General features: G+C 63.2%; 13 protein-coding genes. 4 read left to right on the top strand and 9 right to left on the bottom strand.

Going from position 1 to position 20,625, the window contains the following annotated elements; genetic code table 11:
• Window positions 1–4: 4 nt before the first annotated feature.
• Genes H351_RS04845 through H351_RS04855 form a run of 3 tightly spaced genes read right to left on the bottom strand, consistent with a single transcriptional unit; the run spans window position 5 to window position 3,581 of the window.
• Window positions 5–1,045, bottom strand: coding sequence for an NAD(P)-dependent alcohol dehydrogenase (locus H351_RS04845; protein ID WP_020909584.1), 1,041 nt, complete (start codon window positions 1,043–1,045; stop codon window positions 5–7).
• Window positions 1,042–2,196, bottom strand: coding sequence for an EstA family serine hydrolase (locus tag H351_RS04850; protein WP_029256586.1), 1,155 nt, complete (start codon window positions 2,194–2,196; stop codon window positions 1,042–1,044). Before H351_RS04850 ends, H351_RS04845 begins: the two co-directional genes overlap by 4 nt.
• Window positions 2,193–3,581, bottom strand: a complete 1,389-nt coding sequence (locus tag H351_RS04855) for a flavin-containing monooxygenase (protein WP_020971222.1) — start codon at window positions 3,579–3,581, stop codon at window positions 2,193–2,195. The genes H351_RS04850 and H351_RS04855 overlap by 4 nt, the downstream gene beginning before the upstream one ends.
• A gap of 167 nt (window positions 3,582–3,748) precedes the next feature.
• Between H351_RS04855 and H351_RS04860 the strand changes: the two genes are divergently transcribed.
• Window positions 3,749–4,405, top strand: a complete 657-nt coding sequence (locus H351_RS04860) for a TetR/AcrR family transcriptional regulator (protein WP_019745884.1) — start codon at window positions 3,749–3,751, stop codon at window positions 4,403–4,405.
• Between the two features lie 19 nt (window positions 4,406–4,424).
• Here the strand turns inward: H351_RS04860 and H351_RS04865 are convergent, their stop codons facing one another.
• Window positions 4,425–6,011, bottom strand: a complete 1,587-nt coding sequence (locus H351_RS04865) for a helix-turn-helix domain-containing protein (RefSeq protein ID WP_029256585.1) — start codon at window positions 6,009–6,011, stop codon at window positions 4,425–4,427.
• A gap of 171 nt (window positions 6,012–6,182) precedes the next feature.
• Here H351_RS04865 and H351_RS04870 point away from each other — a divergent pair, with 171 nt between their 5' ends.
• The 3 genes from H351_RS04870 (at window position 6,183) to H351_RS04880 (ending at window position 9,019) form a co-directional block, all read left to right on the top strand.
• The gene (locus H351_RS04870) at window positions 6,183–7,013 is read left to right on the top strand and encodes a siderophore-interacting protein (protein ID WP_029256584.1); all 831 of its coding nucleotides are present in this window, start codon (window positions 6,183–6,185) and stop codon (window positions 7,011–7,013) included.
• A 74-nt stretch (window positions 7,014–7,087) separates the two neighbouring features.
• Window positions 7,088–8,173, top strand: coding sequence for an ABC transporter substrate-binding protein (locus H351_RS04875; protein WP_029256583.1), 1,086 nt, complete (start codon window positions 7,088–7,090; stop codon window positions 8,171–8,173).
• A 258-nt stretch (window positions 8,174–8,431) separates the two neighbouring features.
• Complete coding sequence (locus H351_RS04880; protein WP_037120624.1) at window positions 8,432–9,019, top strand: sugar O-acetyltransferase; 588 nt, start codon at window positions 8,432–8,434, stop codon at window positions 9,017–9,019.
• An 11-nt stretch (window positions 9,020–9,030) separates the two neighbouring features.
• Here the strand turns inward: H351_RS04880 and H351_RS04885 are convergent, their stop codons facing one another.
• From H351_RS04885 to H351_RS04905, 5 genes are all read right to left on the bottom strand, one after another.
• Window positions 9,031–10,578, bottom strand: coding sequence for an ATP-binding cassette domain-containing protein (locus tag H351_RS04885; RefSeq protein ID WP_029256581.1), 1,548 nt, complete (start codon window positions 10,576–10,578; stop codon window positions 9,031–9,033).
• Window positions 10,578–12,209 carry an ATP-binding cassette domain-containing protein gene (locus H351_RS04890; protein ID WP_029256580.1) on the bottom strand — a complete coding sequence of 544 codons (1,632 nt, stop codon included), beginning with the start codon at window positions 12,207–12,209 and terminating at the stop codon, window positions 10,578–10,580. The genes H351_RS04885 and H351_RS04890 overlap by 1 nt, the downstream gene beginning before the upstream one ends.
• Window positions 12,210–12,341: 132 nt before the next feature.
• The gene (locus H351_RS04895; RefSeq protein ID WP_029256579.1) at window positions 12,342–13,235 is read right to left on the bottom strand and encodes a ChuX/HutX family heme-like substrate-binding protein; all 894 of its coding nucleotides are present in this window, start codon (window positions 13,233–13,235) and stop codon (window positions 12,342–12,344) included.
• Between the two features lie 46 nt (window positions 13,236–13,281).
• On the bottom strand, window positions 13,282–15,054 hold the full coding sequence (locus H351_RS04900) for a sulfite reductase subunit alpha (protein ID WP_029256578.1): 1,773 nt from the start codon (window positions 15,052–15,054) through the stop codon (window positions 13,282–13,284).
• Between the two features lie 31 nt (window positions 15,055–15,085).
• Entirely contained in the window at window positions 15,086–20,554 is a 5,469-nt protein-coding gene (locus H351_RS04905) for a glutamate synthase-related protein (protein WP_029256577.1), read from the bottom strand.
• Window positions 20,555–20,625 lie beyond the last annotated feature (71 nt).

The following is a 20,625-nucleotide window of genomic DNA, read 5'->3' on the forward strand; positions in this document are numbered from 1 at the left end:
AAGATTAGGGTACGAGCACTGCGCGTCCGGTGACCTTGCCGTGTTCGAGACGGTCGAGTGCGTCGCGGGCATCAGCGAGGTCGAAGCGGGCTACTTCTACCGTTACCAGACCGGCCTGTGCCAGGGCGATGGAATCGACGAGGTCGTTTCTGGTGCCGCCATAGGACTTCCGGATCGATGCGCCCCACGGCCAGCCCGGTCCGCCGGCAGCTTCGGCTGTGATTCCCGGGTTTCCGCCTCCGAGACCCACCATGCGATACGCGCCGTTCGGCGCAACCGCTTGAACGGACATCTGTGCAGTTGCGTCGATACCGACGAAGTCGAAGATGACTTCTGCGCCTCTGGCCGACGTGAGGTCGAGGATGTGCTGCGCGGTGTCCGGTCCCGATTCGAGCGTGATGTCGGCGCCGCAACGTTTGGCGAGATCGAGTTGATCCTGTCCGACATCGACGGCGATGATGCGCACGGCACTGATTGCGCGAAGTATCTGTACTGCAACGTGACCGAGTCCGCCGACGCCGATCACGACGGCGGTGGCACCGGGCTGGAGATGTTCGCGTGCGCCGCGAATGGCGTGGTAGCTCGTCAGTGCTGCATCGGCGAGCGGTGCGGCCTGCAGGAAGTCGAGGTCTCCGATGGGTACGAATGAGCGAGCCGGGATCTTCACGTACTCGGCCATTCCGCCTTCGGGACCGAGCCCGGGGCAGGGCGGCATCGCGGTGCGTCCAGCGGCGAGGCACATGTTCTCGTTGCCGCTCATGCATTCTCGGCACTGTCCACAGGACCAGCACAGGTAGACGACGCCACGCTCTCCGACGGAACGGCCGTCGACGCCACTCCCGACGGCTTCGATCGTTCCGGCAATTTCGTGGCCGATGGTCAGCGGTTCTTCGCGCATCTTGTACGGAAAGTGCAGGAGATGCAGATCGGAGTGGCAGATTCCCGCTGCGCCCACCCGAATCAGCAGTTCCGATGGACTGATCTCGGGGATCGGCACGTCGTTGATCTCGAGGAGACCAGGCCCCATGAGCTGAGCTGCCTTCATGAACTGACCTCGCTGATCTCGGAGTTGTACGCAGCGCTCAGATAGGCGTTGCTGCGGTCGGACCCGATCAGACCGGGTGCCATCTTGTTCATGACGTAGGCGAAAGTCATCCGACGGTCCAAATCGTTGACCAGCATCGAGCCGCCGATACCGGCCCACCAGCAGGCGCGTCCGTCGGGAACCAGGGGTGCGGTATCCGGGTGCGGCAGTCCGTATCCGATGCCGAACTTGAGCGGAGTCATGATCCCGAGGTCGATACCGTCGGCTTGGATCTCGAAGATCAGGTCGATGGTGCTCTGCGAGAGCAGCTTCTGGCCGTCGAGCACACCACCGTTCGAGATCACGGATTGGATCCGAGCGATAGAACGTGCGTTGCCGTGGCCGTTGACTGCGCCGATCTCGGCCTCCCGCCAGGGCGCGGTGTTGACCTCGGGGTAGTCGAGCAGTGGGCAGGTCAGGGTCTTGATGAAGATGCTGTCCTGGTCGAGCGTGGACAGGTCGAACTCCAACGCGGGCGGCGGAACCATGGTGGCTATTCGACCGAAATGCTCTCCGGACGTGCCGATGTGGAAGTCGGCTCCCAGTGGACCGGCAAGCTCTTCGGCAAAGAACCTGCCGAGGGTCCGACCGTCGATGCGACGAATGACCTCACTGACGAGATGGCCGTAGTTGATCGCGTGATAGCCCGACGCCGTACCCGGGGTCCACCAAGGCTTCTGGGTAGCGAGGCGAGCGGTGGACGTCTCGAGGTCGTAGATGTCCTTCAGCTCGATCGGGCGCTCCCAACCGGAGACGCCAGACGTATGCGACAGAAGGTGGCGAACTTCGATGTCTTCCTTGCCGTTTACCGCAAAGTCGGGCCAGTAGTGAGCAACCTTCTGGTACACGTCCAATTGGCCGCGTTCGACCAGCAGGAGCGCACACAGAGCCGTCATGGTCTTGGTGATGGAGAAGGTGTTGACGATGGTGTCCGGGCCCCAAGGAGTGGTACGGGATTCGTCGGCGTATCCGCCCCAGATGTCTACTACGGCTTCTCCGTCGACGGTGATGGCGATGGAGCCACCCAACTCCTCACCGGATTCGAGTTGCGCCTCGAAGGCGGTGCGGACGGCTTCGAACTCGTTGTTGCAGTGACCGTTCACCGTGCTCATGCGCGATCCGCCTTCTCGAGTTCGTGTGCTGCTGCACGCGCCGCAACAGGTAGTTTGTTCCCCGAGGCCGCGGCACGCTTGGTGCCCTTGGCAATTTCCTTGTTCATGTTGCGGACGTACGGGTCGAACTCGAGCTGAATGGTGTGGCGCGGTGACTTGTAATAGGGGGCGAGGAAGTATGCCTCGTCGGCCTTGGTGATCTCCTGCATCTCGTTCGCGGACGGCAGTTGGTATTTACCGGTGAGGTAGGCCGCGACGAGCTTGCTCTGCTGCTCGGCGAAGTTTACGAGCGTCGGCATGGGCTGAGCGAGTCCCATGAAGAAGAGGTTGTCGATTCCGGGCTTCATCATGCGTTTGAAGAGCGGGAATCGGTTGTCTTTGTCCGGCAGCAGGTTCGGGTCGTCGAAGAAGGGGAAGCTGATGTTGTAGCCGGTGGCGCAGACGACCACGTCGACGTCCTCGGCGGTGCCGTCAGCGAAATGAACCTGCTTTCCGTCGAGTTTGGTGATCGCCGGCTTGAAGGTGATGTCGCCGGACCCGGCGCGTCCCAAGAACTCGCCACTGGCTGACGGATGTGCCTCGAAGGGGCGGTGGTCTGGCTTGGGTAGTCCGTAGCCCTCCATGGTTCCCAGGTTCTTGCCGAGGAATCGACGACTCAGGAACAGGCGCAGCCCCCGAGGCATCCAGGGCGGGGTGATCAGTTTGTCTCCCGGCACGCCGCCCAGGTATTTCGGCAACACCCACACGCCGCGGCGCGCCGAGACGATGAGCTTGTCGGCGAGGTATCTCTGCCCCAGTTCGGAAGCAATGTCCAAGCCTGAGTTCCCCATTCCGACCACGACAACTTTCTTGCCGCGCATGTCGATCGGATCGAACGGGTCGTTGTAGCTGTGGCTGTGCATGAGGACGCCGTCGAACTCACCCGGGTAATCCGGGATATTGGGATCCCAGTGGTGACCATTGCAGACCATCAGGACGTCGTAGGTACGGACTTCGCCGTCCGAGCGCGTGACGGTCCACAGTCCGTTTGCATCACGCTCTGCAGCAACAACACTGGTGTTGAAGATGATCGACTCACGCAGGCCGAAATGCTCGACGTAGTCCTTGAAGTACTGGAAGAGTTCGGAATGGTGGGGGAAATCGGGAAGGTCGGCAGAGACCGGGAAGTCCTCGAATGCCAAGCGCCACTTCGACGTGTCGATATGCAGGCTCTGGTAGCAGGCCGACATTCCGTTGGGGTTCTTGTAGTACCAGTTTCCGCCGACCTCGTCGGACGCTTCGTAGCAGTCGAAGGGTATTCCGAATTCCTTCATTCGCTTGGCCGTGGTGATTCCGGTAGGCCCGGCGCCGATGATGCAGACGCTCGGCAAGGGGGAGGGGCTCATTCGCCATCGCTTTCTGTTCTGTCTCGGGCGTGCGCGAAGAAGAATCGAAGCCCGAGAAGTGACTTGAGTCATAGTGCGCCATTCGCTGACGATGTGTCAATGAATGACGCAATGTTTTTTGATGACGGTGAGTCGGTGATTTGCCAGGAAGTCGAAATGCGAGCAAGGTGGGCGACGTGAGCACGACTACCGATGGCCCGAAGAACAGGCGGGGAACCCTTCGCGACGAGCAGAAACGCGCGACGCGGGCCAAACTCGTGGACGCCGCACGCACTCTGTTCGAGGAACGGGGATACGCGGCTGTCACGGTCGACGACATCTCCTCGGTCGTCGGATGCAGTAGAGCCACGTTCTACGTGCATTTCGCCAGCAAGGTGGAGATGCTCAAGACGATCGGCGCGGCCGGGATGGCGGCGAGTGCGTTCGCTTTCTACATCGATCTCGATCGGGTCCTCGACACGAACTCTCGCGTGGAGTTCACTGCGTGGCTGGAGCGTGCCTTCGACTGGTTCGACGAGAACAAGCGCCTGCTGCCGGCGTGGGACGAGGCCGTGGCACTCGAACCGGAGTTCCGCGAGACAGCGCGAGACGGTATGACCGAACTACCGAATGCCATGCCCAAGTATCTGGGTCGGTGGCCGGTGGAACAGCATGACGAGGCGAGGTTGCGCGTCGAATTGCTCGTGAGCCAGCTGGAGCGATTCTTCACACGCTGGGCCGTGCAGGGGACGATCGACGTGACTCGGGTGCAGGCGGCCGAGGTTCTGACCGACATCTGGTTCCCGGCCCTGTCGCCGGAATCCAAGGGCGGCGACGAGCGGTAGATGTGAATCCGACGGAGGTTCACGGGTCGATGAGTCCTTCGGAAGCGCCCCGCCAACCGCGGCGTTGGTAATCCCGCGGCGACATGCCGTGAGCCGCGATGAAGACCTTGGTGAATCCGGACGCGTGCGCGTAGCCGAGTCGACGGGCAGCCTCCCCGGCCGCGAGGCCCTCCTCGAGATAAGCGCGGGCGAGGGTCATCCGCAACTGACCGCGCCAGCGCGGGAAGCTCTGGCCGGTGGCCGCTACGAAGTCTTTGAGGAGCATGTCCTCGTCGACGCCGAGCCGAGCGCTCCAATCCGGCAGCGTGCGCGAATCGGCGGGGTTCTTCCGGAGTGCGGCAAGGATCGTTTCGACTGGATCGGCCTGATCGCCGCTGGGTAGGGGCGCTGCCGCGGCACTTCGAATCAGCCTCGCGATCCGGGCGGGGTCGTGGATCTCGGGGCGCAGGTGGGTGTAATTCGCGACCACCGTGTGCAGCAGATACGCCTGCGCTTCGCGCGCGAAGTGCAGCACACGTGGGGGCGGTGCGGTGACGGGAGAGGCGCCCGGCTGGGATCCGAGGGGAAGTAACAAAGAGCCTTCGGCGATCTCGACGCTGTTGCGCACTCCAGCGGGAAGCCACATCGCGTCACCCCGTCGCAGATTCCAGGTTCGGTCGCCGAAAGTGACCCGGGCGGAGCCTCGGTAGATCCAGACAACGACGTGAAAGTCGTTGACCCGTGCCCACGTTCCACTTGCGGGGATCATCGGGGGTGCTGGTGCCGATCCTGACCGGGCGCCTTCTTCGGACAACAATGCAACGCCCTGTGCCAGGGTCTCGTCTTCACGGGGCGGCGTCGGGCGCCGGTTGGCGCGTGCGTAGTCGGTGGGTGTCATGCCGGTGTGTTCTCGGAAGGCGCGGGTGAAGCCCGCGGGTGTCGCGAATCCGACCTGGCTACCCGTCCAGCCGATTTCGCGGCCGGCGGCCAGATATGAGGTCGCTGCCGCGATCCGGGCCGAAGTACGCCAGCGCACGAATGACAATCCCGTTTCCTCGGTGAATCGGCGCTGCAGGGTGCGGACACCGATCTTGAGTTGCTGGGCGAACCGGGAAAGTTCGGTGTCGTCGGATGGCGTCCGCAGCAGCGTGCGTGCGATCTCGAGGGTTTCGGCCGAGCGTGGCAAGCGCGGTGGCGAGTATGACGGGGAGTTGTCGTCCCCGTCGGAGTGAACACCCGCGACAAGCTCGATCAGTCCGGCTCCCGCTGCCGTCTCACCCCGAAGAAATCCCAAGTTGTGCGCGAATTGGTGGACGAGCCAGTCCTGCCAGTCTGCTGGGATCTCGAAGTCGATGACCCGGTTCAACGCGGGCGGCAGGTCGGCCGCGGGCAGTGGGATGGGAAATGCGACCGCGCCCGGATCGACCCGGATGCTGTACGCGATTCCCGCCGGTACCCAGATTGCCGACCCCGCAGTCACACTGCGGGTACGGCCGCTGATCTGCAATTCTGCGCGCCCGGTATGTACCCAGAACAGCAGTGGCTCGCGTTCATTCGCGGTCGAGGCGAGCCGAGCAGCGGGGATCTCGGGGACTTCGCCTGCGGGGAACACCAACCGTGGTCCCACGATGCCCTCCCGACGTCGATGCATTCTCTTCCAGCCGACCGATGAGTGTAAGAAGTCGGCACGCACGGATAACACTAACTGATTAGGGCAGGCTAGCTTTATTTATTGGCCCTCCCGTCGTGATCGAACGTGGGCCGGACCCCCGTCTGTGCGCTTCCGAGGAGACTTTCCGTGCCCCGAAACACCCGTCCGACAACGGCGTACCCCGTTACCTTGCGTGAACTCGAGGTACATCGGGTGACAGAGGTGACGCCGGGCATGCGGAGAGTGACGCTCACCGGAGCCCAACTCGACACCTTCACCAACGCCGACGGAATTGCCGAACCCGCCTTCGCGAGTACGGGCTTCGACGACGACATCCGGTTGCTGTTCACCTACCCCGGCGAAACCGACCCGGTCCTGCCGGTAATGGTCGACGGCAGTGTGACTTTCGCTGCGGGGCGCCGTCCGCTTGCCCGCGCATACACCGTGCGCCGCTACGATCCGCAAACAAGGGAACTCGACGTCGATTTCGTCGTTCACGGCGACGGAGTGGCTACCACCTGGGCGCGGGACGCCAGCCCGGGCGACCGAATGCACATCGCGGGCCCCTCTGTATCGCAGGGACTCCCGGAAGATCACGAGTATCTGCTGGCCGTCGGTGACGAGACCGCGTTGCCGGCGATCGCACGTCTGCTCGAGGAATTGCCCGCCGATGCCAGGGGGCATGTGTTCGTCGAAATTGCGGACTCGGCTCACATCCAATCGGTGCGCGAGTTGTCCGGGGTGAGTGTCACGTGGTTGCCGCGCGAGGGGGCCGAGCCCGGCGCCACTACTTTGTTGCTCGACGCGGTCAGTGCTGTCGAATGGTCTGACGGACGCGTATTCGCGTGGCTTGCAGGCGAACAGGCGACGGTTCGCTCGCTTCGTCGTCATTTGATTCGTGATCGAGGAATTGTGAAGACCGACATCGATTTCACCGGCTACTGGAAACGCGGCGGGGCCGTGCGCGCAGATTCCTGACCTGGCTCCATCGCTCACCCAACACCCTTCACCTCAGCAACACCGAAAGTGCTCGATAACACCGAAAGGCAGAAATGACAGTCCTGCGCACCAGACGATCACGGATCACCGGACTGATCGGGGCCGCGCTCGCCGCAGCGCTCCTCGTGACCGGGTGCTCGGCCTCGGCCGAAGACTCGAAAACGGCATCCTCTCCCGGTTCGGAGGGGAACGCCCTGCCCGCTGCGGAAGGAACGACCACCTACCCGCTGACCCTGGAATCGCCATACGGTACAAGTATTCTCGAGAAGCGACCGGAGCGGATCGCCGCCATCGTGCCCAACGCCGTCGACACGGAAATGCTCCTCGCGCTCGGCGTCAAACCTGTCCTCTCCTCGTCGATGGTGAAGGAATCGGCTTCCCAGTCGTACTTGTTGCCTTACGACGCAGAGAATCTCGACACCTTCGAGTTCGCGATGGGCGGAACACTTCCCGTCGAAGCGATCGCCGCGAGCGAACCGGACCTCATCGTCGCCGTCGGCTGGGCTGACGGCCTGGGTGGTTTGTCCATGGGTGATTACTACGAGCGTTTGTCCTCCATCGCACCGGTGGTGACGAGCCCCGACACAAAGTCGCGGATGCTCGTGCCGTGGAAGGAGTCGATCCGTGTTCTGGGCGAGACCCTCGATCTCTCGAATGCGGCTGAAAAGGTTGTGGCAGAGCATGATCAGTACTTCGCCAAAGTGCGTGAGGAAAACCCGCAACTCGCGGGTCTGACTGCGACTTGGGCGATCTTCTACGGCACGGGCAATGGGTTGCAGTATCTTTCAGCGCCAGGTTCGGCGCCGGCAACATTCCTGGGTGAGCTTGGTTTCGCCGAGAATTCGCGTGCGAAGGAGTTCGTCACCCAGAGCACGGTCGGAGAGGAACTTCTCGAGAACATCGATGCGGATTTCCTGCTGATCGGTCGCAGTGCCGCCGGCAGCGAAGAGGATTTCGACAAGCTGACCGGCGGGAAGCTCTTCCAAGCTCTCGGCGCTGTGTCCTCCGGTCATTGGGTTGGCCTGCCTCCTCGCACCGCCGACGGCGGGGATGTTCTGTGGGCAATCACGAGCGGTGGCCCGATCGGAACGACGTGGGCGGCTGAACATATCGTGCCGCTCATCAGCGCGAAGCTGTAGGCGTACAACTGGAGAACGGAAAGCACTCACCCGTCGCCACATGATTGTGTGGCGACGGGTTGTTCGTACAGCAGGTGTCCGGGGTTGGGGCCACCGATGGAACAAAAAAGTCGCGCTACCCGGGGTGATCGGTCCGGCGGTAAAGGTGTGCGATCCCGTTCGCCGTCCGGGCTGCATTGGAGCCGCCCCGTTGTAGCGCTCGGTGGGGTGCGGTGTGCCCAGTCGGAGTGCGGTGGCGCGGTGTGCGACGATCCGCGGGTGGGAGAACAGGCGGATCGTCTTGCTCGTGGCGAGTGGTATCTCGATGATGAAGAGCTGCGGCAGCGGCGGCTGGAGTGTTGGCGTCGACTCGACTCGTTCAATGGGGCTGCGGCGGACGACGATGCTGTCCGCTCACGGGCTCTCGCTAGCCTTTTTGGTGAGGTAGGTGACGGAGCTTTGGTGGTGCCGCGGTTCCAATGCAGCTACGGACACAACATTCGGCTCGGAGCCAACGCATTCGTCAACGCGAACGGGTTCTTCATGGATGATGCGCTGATCACGATCGGTGCGGACGTGAGGATCGGGCCTGGAGCCCAGCTGATGACAGCGTTGCACCCTGTCGATGATCATCGACGGCGCCGCGAGGGATGGGAGCGAGCGGCTCCGATCGTCATCGGCGAGAACACGTGGCTCGGTGCCTCCGTCACCGTCGGTGCAGGAGTTTCGATCGGTCATAACGCCGTGATCGGTGCCGGAAGTGTGGTGTTGCATGACATTCCCGATCACGTCGTTGCTGCTGGATCGCCTGCAAGGGTTGTCCGTCGTACACCTGCCGAAGTAGAAGGACTGCAACGCGAGCACTAGGGCTTGCGATGTCAGAGCGTGATCGTGCGGGTGGGCTCCCAGATGGCGGGGTCGCGGTGGGTGACGACGAAGACGGTAGCCGCCAATTCCCGCACGGCGCCGGCGATGCGGCGCTCGGTGCCCTCGTCGAGAGCCGAAGTAGCCTCGTCGAGCACCAGGACGGGAGCGTCTTTGAGGAAGGCACGAGCGATCGCCACCCGCTGACGTTCGCCACCGGAGAGAGCGGATCCTTGGTGACCGATGTCCTGATGAATGCCGAGCGTCGAGCGGTCGAGAACGGCGCCGAGGGCAGCGCGCCTGGCGGCTTCCTCGATCTGGGTTTCGGTAGCGCCCGGTCTTCCCAGTCCGATGTTCTCGCCGAGCGTGCCCGAGAACACGAGTGGATCCTGCGGCACGTAGCCGATGTGAGCAGCCAGGTCGTCGTATGGCAAGTCGCGCAATGAAACTCCGCCGAGAGTGACGCTGCCTTCGTCCGGGTCGTCGAAGCGCATGAGCAGCCCGAGAAGGGTGCTCTTCCCCGTACCCGAGCGCCCTGCGACGAGAACACGCTCCCCGGCGGGGATCTCCGCGTTGATGCCGCGCAGAACCGGAGCGTGGTCCACTCCGACGACCTTGATGTCAGTTCCAACAAGGAGCGCGGCGTCCTGGGACGCGGGCTCGGGTAGTGCGGGAGCCGAAGTCGCGGCGCGGTAATCGCGAACCGTTGCACGCAGTTCATTGACTCCGATTCCGGCCAGAGCGAGTTCGTCGAGCGGGGCAGCGGCGCGGGCGGTGAGGATGACGAGCGCTAGAGCGGCTGCGGGATCGTCGAATCCGGTGGCGGCGAGGAAGATCACTGCGCCTGCCAGCGGCACAATAGTGGCGATCGCCGAGATGAATGTCGCTGGTGCCGCGGCGAGATTGGTCCGTGCAAGCGCGGTTTCCTGATCCCGCCAACTTCGCTCGATACGTTCGACGGAACGTGTGGGACCGGCTGCCGTGCGCAGTAATTCGAGATGATCGGTGAGCTCGAGAGTCGACTGCGTTGCTGCGAGTTCGGCCTCGTGCCGGCGCGCGTCCGCTCGGCTGAGAGCGCGTTGGGCGAGCGTCTGAGCCGCGAGCGATACTGCGAGCAGTCCGCCGACCAGCAGCATGACGTCTAGCCCCGCGACGACCGCGATCCCAGGAAGCAGGAGCAGCGGAATCAGCGGCGTAACGAGGAAGGTCTGAAGTTGGTGCGCGGGAACGCTCATCAGTGACGGGATTCCGCGCCCGGCGACGGTGGCGAGCAGCGCCCGGTTGTCGTCGGTGAACCACGACAGCTTGGTGCGGGCGAAGGCGTCGCCGAGCGCATCGTAGAGATCGCCGACGAGTCGAGCCCCGGTGAAGTAACCACCCCGCGAGACCAGGACGGTCACGAAGAGAGCGATTGCGGCCGTGGCCAGCACGAGAACCGGCGACCGGTGATCAGCGATCGAGAGGGCGAGGGTGGTGTACGCGATCGCCTCGAGGACAGCAACGGACACCCAACCGAATCCGATGGTGATCAAGCGGCGACGGGCTGCATTGGCGCTGTTCATTATTCGGCTCCAGTCAGGGCGGCACTGCGCGAGGCGGCGTTGTGCGAGTTGGGACTGTCGAGGTCGAGTCGATCGTCGGCGTCGTCTGCAAGAGCAGGGTCGTGGGTGACGATCACGATCGTCTTTCCTTCGTCGTGCGCGAAGTGGCGCAGTTCCTTCAGCAGTTCGGCCGCTGTCCGATCGTCGAGCGCACTGGTCGGCTCGTCGAGCAGCAGTACTGCTGCGGGCGAGAGGAATACCCGAGCGAGCCCGACTCGTTGACGTTCTCCGCCGGAGAGTGAAGTGGCGTCGGTGTCGAGGCTGATGTCGATCTGTGCCCGGCGTAGTGCGGCGGTGTATTCCGCGTCCGTTGCATCGGGGGCGGCCAGTGCGATGTTCTCGCGCACCGTGGCCGGCAACACGTCTGCGCCCTGGGGTGTGAGCAGAATGGACTGTGGCCGCAGGTTCTCGTCGATCGTGACGACGCTCTGGCCCGCGTAGCGAACGGTACCGAGTTCCGGGATCTCGAAGCCGGCCAGTGCTTTCAGGAGCGTCGACTTGCCCGCTCCACTCGGTCCCGTGATCGCAGTGATCGCGGCTGGGCGGAATGCATGCGTGACGCCGTCGACGACTCTGCGGTCCGCGATCATGACAGTCAGGTCGACGATCTCCAGGCGGTCGGAGGGACTCGACGCCGGAACGGTGAGTGCTTCACCGGCAGGGAGGGTGGGTTCGTCCAGGGCAGCGGCGAGCCGGCCTGCAGCAGCGCGTCCAGCCGCGACGTAGTCGAGGCCGTGCCCGAGCCGCAGGGCCGGTGTCACGATTGCGAGGCTGAAGAGAATAGTGGCGGCCAACGTCGTTGCATCCCAGCGGTATCCGACGGCATAGGCGATCGCGAAAGTCGCCGTCGCCTGCATGAGGGCAACCGCGACGGCCGCGGGGGTAGCCACGAGTCGAACGCGCTCCTGCATTCCCCGGGTGAACCGTGCTGTCGATTCTGCATAGTCGGCGGCAGCGCCGGTCTGAGCGCCGTAGATCCGGCAGACGTGGATACCGCGGGCATAGTCGTCGACAGCGGTCACGATGTCGCCCATGACATCCGCACTTTCGGCGCTGTGCCGAGCGGCCATTCTGGGGATCACGAACAAGTAGAACAGTGCTGCCACGATGCCGGGAGCCAGAGCGAGTAGCGCCACGGGGCCGGCTGAGGCAACCAGCACCGCGATCGTGACCGCCGGGACCACGATCAGTGTGGCGAACTCGGCCGGTAGGTGCGCAGTCATATGGTGCAGCGCCGAGATGTCGTCCGAAACGAGCTTCCTCAGTGCGTCTCCGCTGTAGCGGGACAGCGTGCTTGCGGGCAGTCGAACGAGATGAGCTGCGAGCTGGCGCCTGAGCCTGGCCTCGAAGAGCGACTCGGCGTGATGCGAGAGCCACGACGACGTGGCCGCGAGCGTTACCCCGGTGAGCCACAGCCCACATGCCCACCCGGCCCAAGTCATCGACGGTTCACCGATGAGTTGCACGACGCTCCAGAGCGCACCGAGCATCGCGACCCCCGACGCTGCCGCCGCGAGCACCCCGGCGGCCAATGCAGGCAGCGCCGGGCGCAAAGCCGGGACCAGCGACGGTTCGACGAGAGGGCGGGGCATGGATAACTCCTTGAATCAGCGTCCGGGTGCAGACACGACAAATGACCGAAACCCAAGGCTAGGCTTCGGTCGTCACGTCCAGTTATCGCGATGCGCCGATTTCTTACACCCGAATGGGTCGTACTTCGGTCTTCAGGATGCGGCCGAAATGGAACTCATGACGTCTTCCCATACGCTCATGACCGCGGATTCGGTTGGGCCAGTCTGAGTGAACACGGCTACGCACTTGCGGCGGAAGTCGTACACCTCGACAGACGTCGTCAAACCGTGCACTCCGTGGGTGCGGGTCAGCCAACACTCCGAGACGCCGTTCAGATCGATCATCGTTCGGCAGGTGTCCGAGGCTAGAGTCAATGTCCCGCCGAACATGGCTGCGGCGTCGAGGTGACCGCGGTGAATCTGCAGGCAGCCGTTGCCGGCGACGACTGTCGTGACGGGTAGTTGATGGTAGGACAGGTGCTCCATCCCGGCAGCCATGAGGTGAGGATCGATTCTCCGGTAGCCGAGGGCACCCAGAGCGACCAAGCCGCTACGACGTTCGCTGCCGCTGTCCGCGAGGATGAAGTCGAGCTGTGTCAGCTGATCGGCCTCGGCCCAAAAGGCGGGAGTATTCGATGTCTGGGCGGGAGGGCTTGTTTCCCTCACAGTGCTCGGTGCAGTTCGCATCGCTTCGAAGGCGAGACGATCCGAGGTCGGGGTCAAATACGTAGTGTGTGAACTCGATCCGTGGGTATCGAACATCCGAAGCGTCGGGGGCAGGTGCTGTTCTGCGTCAGTGGTCACCACCGAACCGAGGGTAGAAGGGTTCAAACGTAGAGAGACGAGTCCGGGCGTGCAGACCAGCGGATCGCCGGGAACTGTTGGAACGGCGTACTTGCCCGAGTCGTTGACAGCCACCGGACCTGCAACGGTGATCGCTACGGCGTCGTCCAAGAGCGGCAACATTTTGCCGACTACCTCAGGTGCGGTGTCGATCAGTCCGCCGCGGAAACCCGGACGCGCAAGCAGTGCATCCAGGTCCGACATGCGCGCCAAAGCCGCGCAACGGCATTCGCCACGGTGCGGGCACATCTCAGTAGACATCTCGTAGATACCGCTTCGATCGTTTGAGGTTGTTGACGTAATCCTCGGCGGCGTCCGCATCCAACCCACCGTGCTCGGCGACCACCTCGTGCAACGCGTCGTCGACGTCCTTTGCCATCCGGGTCGCGTCGCCGCAGACGTACACGTGCGCACCGTTTTCGAGCCAGTCGAACAAGTCTCGGCCCTGTTCACGCATACGAGTCTGGACGTAGATCTTCTCGGACTGATCACGCGAGAATGCGAGATCGAGACGCGTCAGGACACCGTCACGGGTCAGACCGTTCAACTCGTCCTCGTAGATGAAGTCACTCGACTGATGCTGATCGCCGAAGAAAAGCCAATTCTGCCCCGACGCGTTGCGTGCGCGACGCTCGTGCAGGAAAGCGCGGAAGGGTGCGATACCGGTGCCGGGTCCGATCATCACGACGGGAGCAGTGTCATCGGCAGGTAGGCGGAACGAATTGTTCTTGGAGACAAAAACTCCGACCCGATCTCCCTCGCCGACGCGGTCCGCCAGGTACGTCGAGCAGACGCCGCCGCGGTCCCGCTCGCCCGAGCGGTAGCGCACACTCGCTACCGTCAGATGCACGGTGCCGTCGTGGGCCAGCGGGCTGGAGGAGATCGAATAGACCCGATGTTGCAGCGGGCGCAGAAGTGCAAGCAGATCTTCGGGATTCAAGCGAATGCTGTTGTCCAACTGCAGGAGATCGAGAACGTCCTTGCCCCACAGCCACGCATCGAGCGCTTCCCGATCTTCCGTGTCGAGAATGTGCTGCAGTTCGGCGTCGCCACTGCGTCGGGCGATGTCTTCGATCAAATCGCGCGAGGGAATCGAGATCTCGTAGTCGCTGGTCAACACCTGGTCCAACGGTGCGGACGAGCCGTCCTTCGCGGTGACGACGTAGTCACTGCTCGCACCGATCTGAAGGATGATCGCCTCGACGAGAGCGGGGTCGTTGATCGGGCGGATGCCCAATCCATCTCCGGCCTCGTAGTCCAGACCGTCCTCGCCGAGCGCAAAGGTGAAGTGGCGGACTTCCTTGGCGGAGTCCTCGCCGGACAACAGTCGGTTGGCGAGGACGGTTGCAGGATAAGGGTTCTTGCGAGTCCACTGGGACTTGGTCTTCGTCGGAGTGGACGCAACCGGCGAGGCAGCGGCCCCCGCATCACCGTCGACACCGGCTACCGCAGCGACCGCCCGAACGATCCACTCGGCCGCCGGATCCTCGTAGTCGACGTCGCAATCGGTGCGGTCGACAACCCGGGACCCGCCGAGTGCTTCGAATCGGGCGTCGATGTTCTTTCCCGACTGGCAGAACCCGTCGTAGCTGGTGTCACCGAGTGCGAGTACTCCGAAGTAGAGACCCTCCAGCCTGGGCGCACTCTCGGATTCGACTGCATCCCAGAACAGCTGCGCGTTGTCAGGCATCTCGCCCTCGCCGTAGGTGGAGGTGATGACGAGCACCCGGCGCATGGCGGAAAGTGCATTGATATCCACGGTGTCCAGACCCGCGACAAGTGGTTCGAGACCGTGGGCACGAGCAGCTGCGGCCGCGTCTTCGGCCACGGACTCCGCGTTGCCGGTCTGGCTTCCGTAGAGGATGTGCACTGCTGCGCCGGCAGTTCTCTCCACTGTCGCTGTTGCAGCACCGGTTTGACCGGGCATGACAGTTCGTGAGTGTAGACCGGCCAGGAATCCGGAAAGCCACGCGCGTTGGTCGCCGTTGAACGGTGCGTATTCGGGGATGTACGGGATTTCCATTTTGAAGCTCACCTACGTTCGGGGGAGGAGGTCAGGACACCAGGTCGGGGATCGTGCGCGAAGCGAACAGTTCGTCGAAGTTCGGCAGTGATCCGAGCTTGTCCCGATTCTTGTTGTCTTGAAACAGAATCCAGCCGTACGTCGCCGGGCTGTCCATGGCCAACACGTTGCGCAGGCTCAGCGCCTGTTTGTAGTCGTCGACGCGCTTGGCTGCAATCAACGCAGCCAACTGTTCGTCGTCGTAGCCGGCGAGAATCTCTTTCGAGTACTTGACCAAGTGCTGGACGAGGGCGAAGTCCTCGGTCAGCACCAGGTTTCGGGCCGCCTTCTGCACTGCTGGATCGTCGGGCCCGGACGCACCCGGCGTGCGGGCGGCGGCGAGTTGTTGTGCGAAGTGAAGCACGGTGTACGCACTGAGCAGCGCATACATTGTCGCGGTATCGGTCTCGCCATAGGCGGGGACTGCTCCGTTCAGTGCGGGGCGCCCATCGCGCACTGCGAGTTTGAACGTGCGGACCTGACGTGCTGCGATGGCGGACGCCAATTCTTCGAGAAGCTCTTTGTGCGACTTCGCAGCCAGGATTGCATCGCTGTCCTGGTAAAGCATCAATGCCTTGGGCATGGCGTAGACGAACGAGTGCTGTTCGACTTCCCAGTTCTCGAGCAGTCGGGTTCCGAGTGCGGATCCCGTTGCTTCCACATGCAGTTCGAGTAGGAGTTGTACCGCGTGGTTGTGGACGGCGGCCAGAGGATCGGTCGCAGCGGTGATCGAACCGAGCAGTACGGAATCGGTACTTGCTCGCAGTGCCAGTTCGCCGCGAGGGTCGTACTGGTAGAAGAACCCGCCGCTCATGCCGTTGCCGACACCCTTGCCGAACTCGCCGAGATTCACGACAGCACCGTTGGTCATGTACTCGCCGGCGAAGTCGCCGACACCTTCGACGACAGCACTGGCGCCGGAGTTGCGAACTGCAAAGCGATCGCCTGCTTCACCTTCGACGAACACTCGTCCGCCGGTGGCGCCGAAGAGCGCGAAGTTGCCGATCAACACGTTTCCGCCGGCGTCACTGGAGCCGCCGCCTGGGCTGCGCACGGCAATCACGCCGCCGCTCATGCTCTTTCCCACACCGTCGTTACATGTCCCGGTGTGTTCCAGGTGCATGCCGTCGTTGCAGAATGCGCCGAACGACAGGCCAGCAGATCCGGTCGTCAGGACGCGCACGCTGCCCGGAGCCAGATATCGTCGCCCACGCTCGTCAGTCAGTACCCCCGGAGCGAGAAGGCCGGCCGCTCCGTAGTTGAGTTCGCGTTCGAGGTCGATCGCCAACTGCCCACCGACGCTCTTGTTCCGGTTACCCAGGTGCAGTGCACCTTCGGCGAATTCAGGTCCGGACACGGCGACCGAGGCCTCGCCACGGTTGAAGAGCACCGTGCGAACCTCGTCCATGATCTTCTCGTCGAGCGCGTACTCACGCTCGAGGTACACGGGATTGTCGACGGTGATGTTCGGGGCGGACTCGAACATCGCGTCCAGTTTCAGATTGCCGACGATGGACGGGTGATCGAGCAGATGCAGGAGATCAGTTCGACCCCGCGCTTCCTGAAGGGATCGCATTCCCAGATTCGCGAGCAGTTCCCGAGTTTCGTGAGCGATGTTGAGAAGGTACTGCGCCATGGCGCGGGGATCGCCGTCGAACAGTTCCGGGTTGGTGGTCAGACCGGCCGGACACTTGATGTTGCAGTTCTTGGCCATGACGCAGCCCATCATCATCAGCGCAGACGTACCGAACTCGAAGCTGTCTGCGCCCAGTAGCGCGGAAGTGATGATGTCGCTGCCGGTCTGATGCGCGCCCGAGCATCGCAGAACGACTTTCTGGCGAAGCCCGTTGGCACACAAAGCTTGATGGACCTCCGCGATACCGACCTCGGCCGCACGACCCGCGTACTTGAGGCTGGTCACCGAAGCGGCGCCGGTGCCACCGGTGTTTCCGGCGACGTTGATGACGTCGGCGCCGGCCTTGGCGACACCGACGGCGATGGTGCCGATTCCTTCCGAGGACACCAACTTCACGATCACCCGGATGCGCGCTGCCTTGCAGTCGTGGATGAGCTGAGCGAGGTCCTCGATGGAGTAGGTGTCGTGGTGCGGCGGCGGCGATACCAGTTCGACGCCGGGCGTTCCGCCGCGGGCAGCAGCAATGTCGACGGTGACCTTGGCGGCCGGAAGCTGCCCGCCCTCACCGGGTTTTGCGCCCTGGCCGAGTTTGATCTCGATCTCTTCGAGCATCGGGTCGGCGAGGTATCCCGCCCAGATTCCGAAGCGTCCGGATGCAAACTGCTTGATGCGCGACGCACGAATCGTGTTGTAGCGCGAAAGGTGTTCGCCGCCTTCGCCGCTGTTGGACATCGCGCCGACCATGTTCGTGCCGTGTGCGACGGCTTCGTGCGCCGGAGCGTTCAGTGCGCCATGACTCATGGCACCCGACGCCAACTTCGGGGTGATGTCGCTGGCGCTCTGTACCGCGGAGAGAGGAACACCTGCCGGTGCGACCCTCAGCTTGGACAGGAACTCTGCCCCGATGCCGGTTGCCCTCAGCGCAAGATCCGGTGTGATGGCTTCAATGGTGATATCGGCGGCAAAGGTGGCGCAGAGAGCGTCGCCGAGCGCTTTTGCTCGCGCGCTGTCACCGGCCAGTGGACCGTCCAGGCTAAGCGTGTACCGGTCGTCTGCGGCGGATTCACACTGGACTCCGCGCATCACGATCGTTGTGTTGCCGTGCACCGAGAATCGGCTGATCTGCTCGGCGAACTCGGCTGTCGTGACCGCAAACGTGACGTCGCCGGGAACAGAGATGACGTCGCGCAACGCTGCGGGCCGACGCGATCGTTCCGCGGCCATCACAGTCGAAAAATCACGGTACCCGGCAGTGATGTCGAAGTCGTCGATCTGTTCGGTGGTCAACCGGTCGAAACTCGTTGCCCGGTAGGCCCCGGCATCGAGGCGGAATGCATCGTCGAGTCGCCCGAGCGGAAGCAGGCGTAGAGCATCGAATTGTTCGGTACCTGAGGGACTGTCGAACGCGATCTTCTCTTCGGTGAGTTCGACGTACTTGCGGACTGCGGTGGTACCGAACGAATGCCCCGCGCCGTCTGCGCGCTCCTTGAACAGGCCGAGCAGTGGCAGGTCCTTTTCACCCTCGACTTCACTTGCACGCTCGTGCCACTGCTTCGAGGTCACCGCGACGGTGTCGAAACCGACGCCACCCACCGGTGACTTCATGTTGGGGAACCACTGGCGCAGAACAGGGTCGGACGTATCGAGGAAGTTGGGTTCGAAGAATTCTCCGCCGATGTAGCTCTCGACAGTGCACAGGCCGACGCGTCCCATCGTCTTCATGAGGGACTTCTCGGCAGCCTTCGCGAAGCGTCGGAAGGCGGCATCCGGGTCGGCAGCGAACTTCTCCTCGGCTCGCAACTGAACGGACAAGGGGTAGACAGCGGAAGCACCGAATCCGAGCGCAGCGGCAACGTGGTGCGAGGACTCGATCTGGCCACTCTCCACGATGAGAGAGACACTCAATCGCAGGCCTGCGTCGATGAGGCGTTGGTTCAGTGCTCCGACGACCATGATCGCGGGAAGCGTTGCGCGCTCATGAGATACGTGCCGGTCGGTCAGGACTGCGATTCCGCCCTGTTCGGCCGCGAAGGCGACAACCGCGTCGCCGAGCGCGGTCATCGCGTCAACCATCGCCTGCGCGTCACCCGCGGCGGGGTAGAGCATTTCGAATCGGCGATGCGGGGTGTGCTTCTGTTCGCGGATCTTGAGCATGTCCAGATGCCCGAGGATCGGCGACGAGATGACGATCTGCTTGGACTGTCCGGCGGTCATCTTCGCGCCCAATGCAACCCGGAGGGTCATGCCGTCCGCTTCCCGGATGCTGTCCAGCGGAGGGTTGGTGACCTGGGCGAATCGCTGCGAGAAGTAGCGTGCCACACCGCCTTCACGATCGGAAAACGCGTTGATGGCGTTGCCGTAACCCATGGCCGATACCTTCTCGGCTCCGTGCGTGAGCATCGGATCCATCAGGAATTTGAAGCTCTCCTGATCCAGGGAGTACGCCATGTAGCGCTGATGAACCTCGAACGTTCCGTTGTAGCGCGTCGGTGAGCTGACCTTCTCCGCAGGTACGGCGGGAATGTCTTCGATCAGGATTCGCGATTGCTCCAGCAGAGACCGGTAGTCGCGTTGTGCGGCAATCTTTTCCAGGGCTTCGCGGGCGGTATAGGTATGGCGATCTCGATGATCGAAGTACAGCATTCCGCCGGCCTCGACGCGGCCACGGTGGATCACCGTCTCGGGTGCGAACGCGATCTGTCCGGCTTCGGAGAATGCGCACACGTAGTCGTGTGTCTCGATCGTGCGAAGTGGACGCAGGCCGAGGCGGTCCAGGCGGGCGCCGATGATGGTGCCGTCGCCGAACACCAGCGCTGCCGGTCCGTCGTTCTTCTCCTCGTACAGCGAGAAGTACTCGAACATCGCACGCACTGCGGGGGAGAGAGTGGTGTCGTTTTCCCAGGCAGGGGGCATCATCGAGACGACAGCTGTCACCAAATCGACGCTGTCCTCGATGACGCGTGCTTCCAGAGTCTGATCGAGTCGGCAACTGTCGGACTGACCGGGCGGACGGACGATCGCACGTCGTTTTGCGCTTGCCACCGCTGCTTCGGAGAGCCGATTCTTCTTGTCGGTGTTCAGTTCTCCGTTGTGAGCCATGAATCGGAACGGCTGCGCCATCGTGGGATGCGGGTCCGTGTTGGTCGAGAACCGCGTGTGGAAGTACATCGTGTGGACAGCGTGATCGGGGTCGACCAGGTCGCGGAAGTACGGGATCACTTCGTCGGAGTTCAAGCGGCCCTTGAGAACCTGAGTCCTCGCGCTGAGGGACAGTGGGTACAAACCGCGTAGTGCAGGCGTGTTGTACGCGATTGCCTCGATGGCGAGCAGGGCCTCGTGTACGAGGCGATCGACTACCGCAGGCTCGGGACGCGGAGTGGGGACCTCGAAAATCCACTGCCTGACCGGAAGTTGATGCGCGATCGCGGCCGGCCGAATCGCCGAGTTGTCGACCGGGACGTCGCGCACTGCGAGAGTGGTGAAACCGCGATCGAGAAGTTCACGTTCGACCAGGGCGGCAGCGCGTGCATGCTGGGCGTCGTCGTCCGGAAGGAAGAAGTTGCCGACGCAGAAGCGTCCGGCGCGAAGGTCGGGGCGCCCGGTTACCTTGCGGAAGAACCGGAGGGAGAGGTCCACCGAGACGCCGCCGCCGTCGCCGACGCCCTCGGAGGACATACCGCCGCGGTGCGGAACCGAGCAGAGCGCTTCGCTGCCCTTGATCAGGACATCGTGGGTCTGCACGCCGTCCTTGCGCGTGATGAACCCGACCCCGCAACTGCTCTTGTCATCTGCGGGGTCGTACAAACCGACGATGGACGTGCTCACTGCAGCAACCTTCTCCCTGTCCTGGTTGCCCGGAGATTGATCGACCGGGCAGATACGACGGCATGGTTTCC

This window comes from Rhodococcus erythropolis R138 (assembly GCF_000696675.2).
In the GTDB taxonomy this organism is placed as follows: Bacteria; Actinomycetota; Actinomycetes; order Mycobacteriales; family Mycobacteriaceae; genus Rhodococcus_F; species Rhodococcus_F erythropolis.

Coding starts and splice junctions, on each gene's coding strand:
- H351_RS04850 (WP_029256586.1), bottom strand. CDS start 2,196: ATGAGCACGGTGAACGGTCACTGCAACAACGAGTTCGAAGCCGTCCGC.
- H351_RS04890 (WP_029256580.1), bottom strand. CDS start 12,209: ATGCCCCGCCCTCTCGTCGAACCGTCGCTGGTCCCGGCTTTGCGCCCG.
- H351_RS04900 (WP_029256578.1), bottom strand. CDS start 15,054: ATGGAAATCCCGTACATCCCCGAATACGCACCGTTCAACGGCGACCAA.
- H351_RS04875 (WP_029256583.1), top strand. CDS start 7,088: ATGACAGTCCTGCGCACCAGACGATCACGGATCACCGGACTGATCGGG.
- H351_RS04855 (WP_020971222.1), bottom strand. CDS start 3,581: ATGAGCCCCTCCCCCTTGCCGAGCGTCTGCATCATCGGCGCCGGGCCT.
- H351_RS04845 (WP_020909584.1), bottom strand. CDS start 1,045: ATGAAGGCAGCTCAGCTCATGGGGCCTGGTCTCCTCGAGATCAACGAC.
- H351_RS04895 (WP_029256579.1), bottom strand. CDS start 13,235: ATGTCGGACCTGGATGCACTGCTTGCGCGTCCGGGTTTCCGCGGCGGA.
- H351_RS04885 (WP_029256581.1), bottom strand. CDS start 10,578: ATGAACAGCGCCAATGCAGCCCGTCGCCGCTTGATCACCATCGGATTC.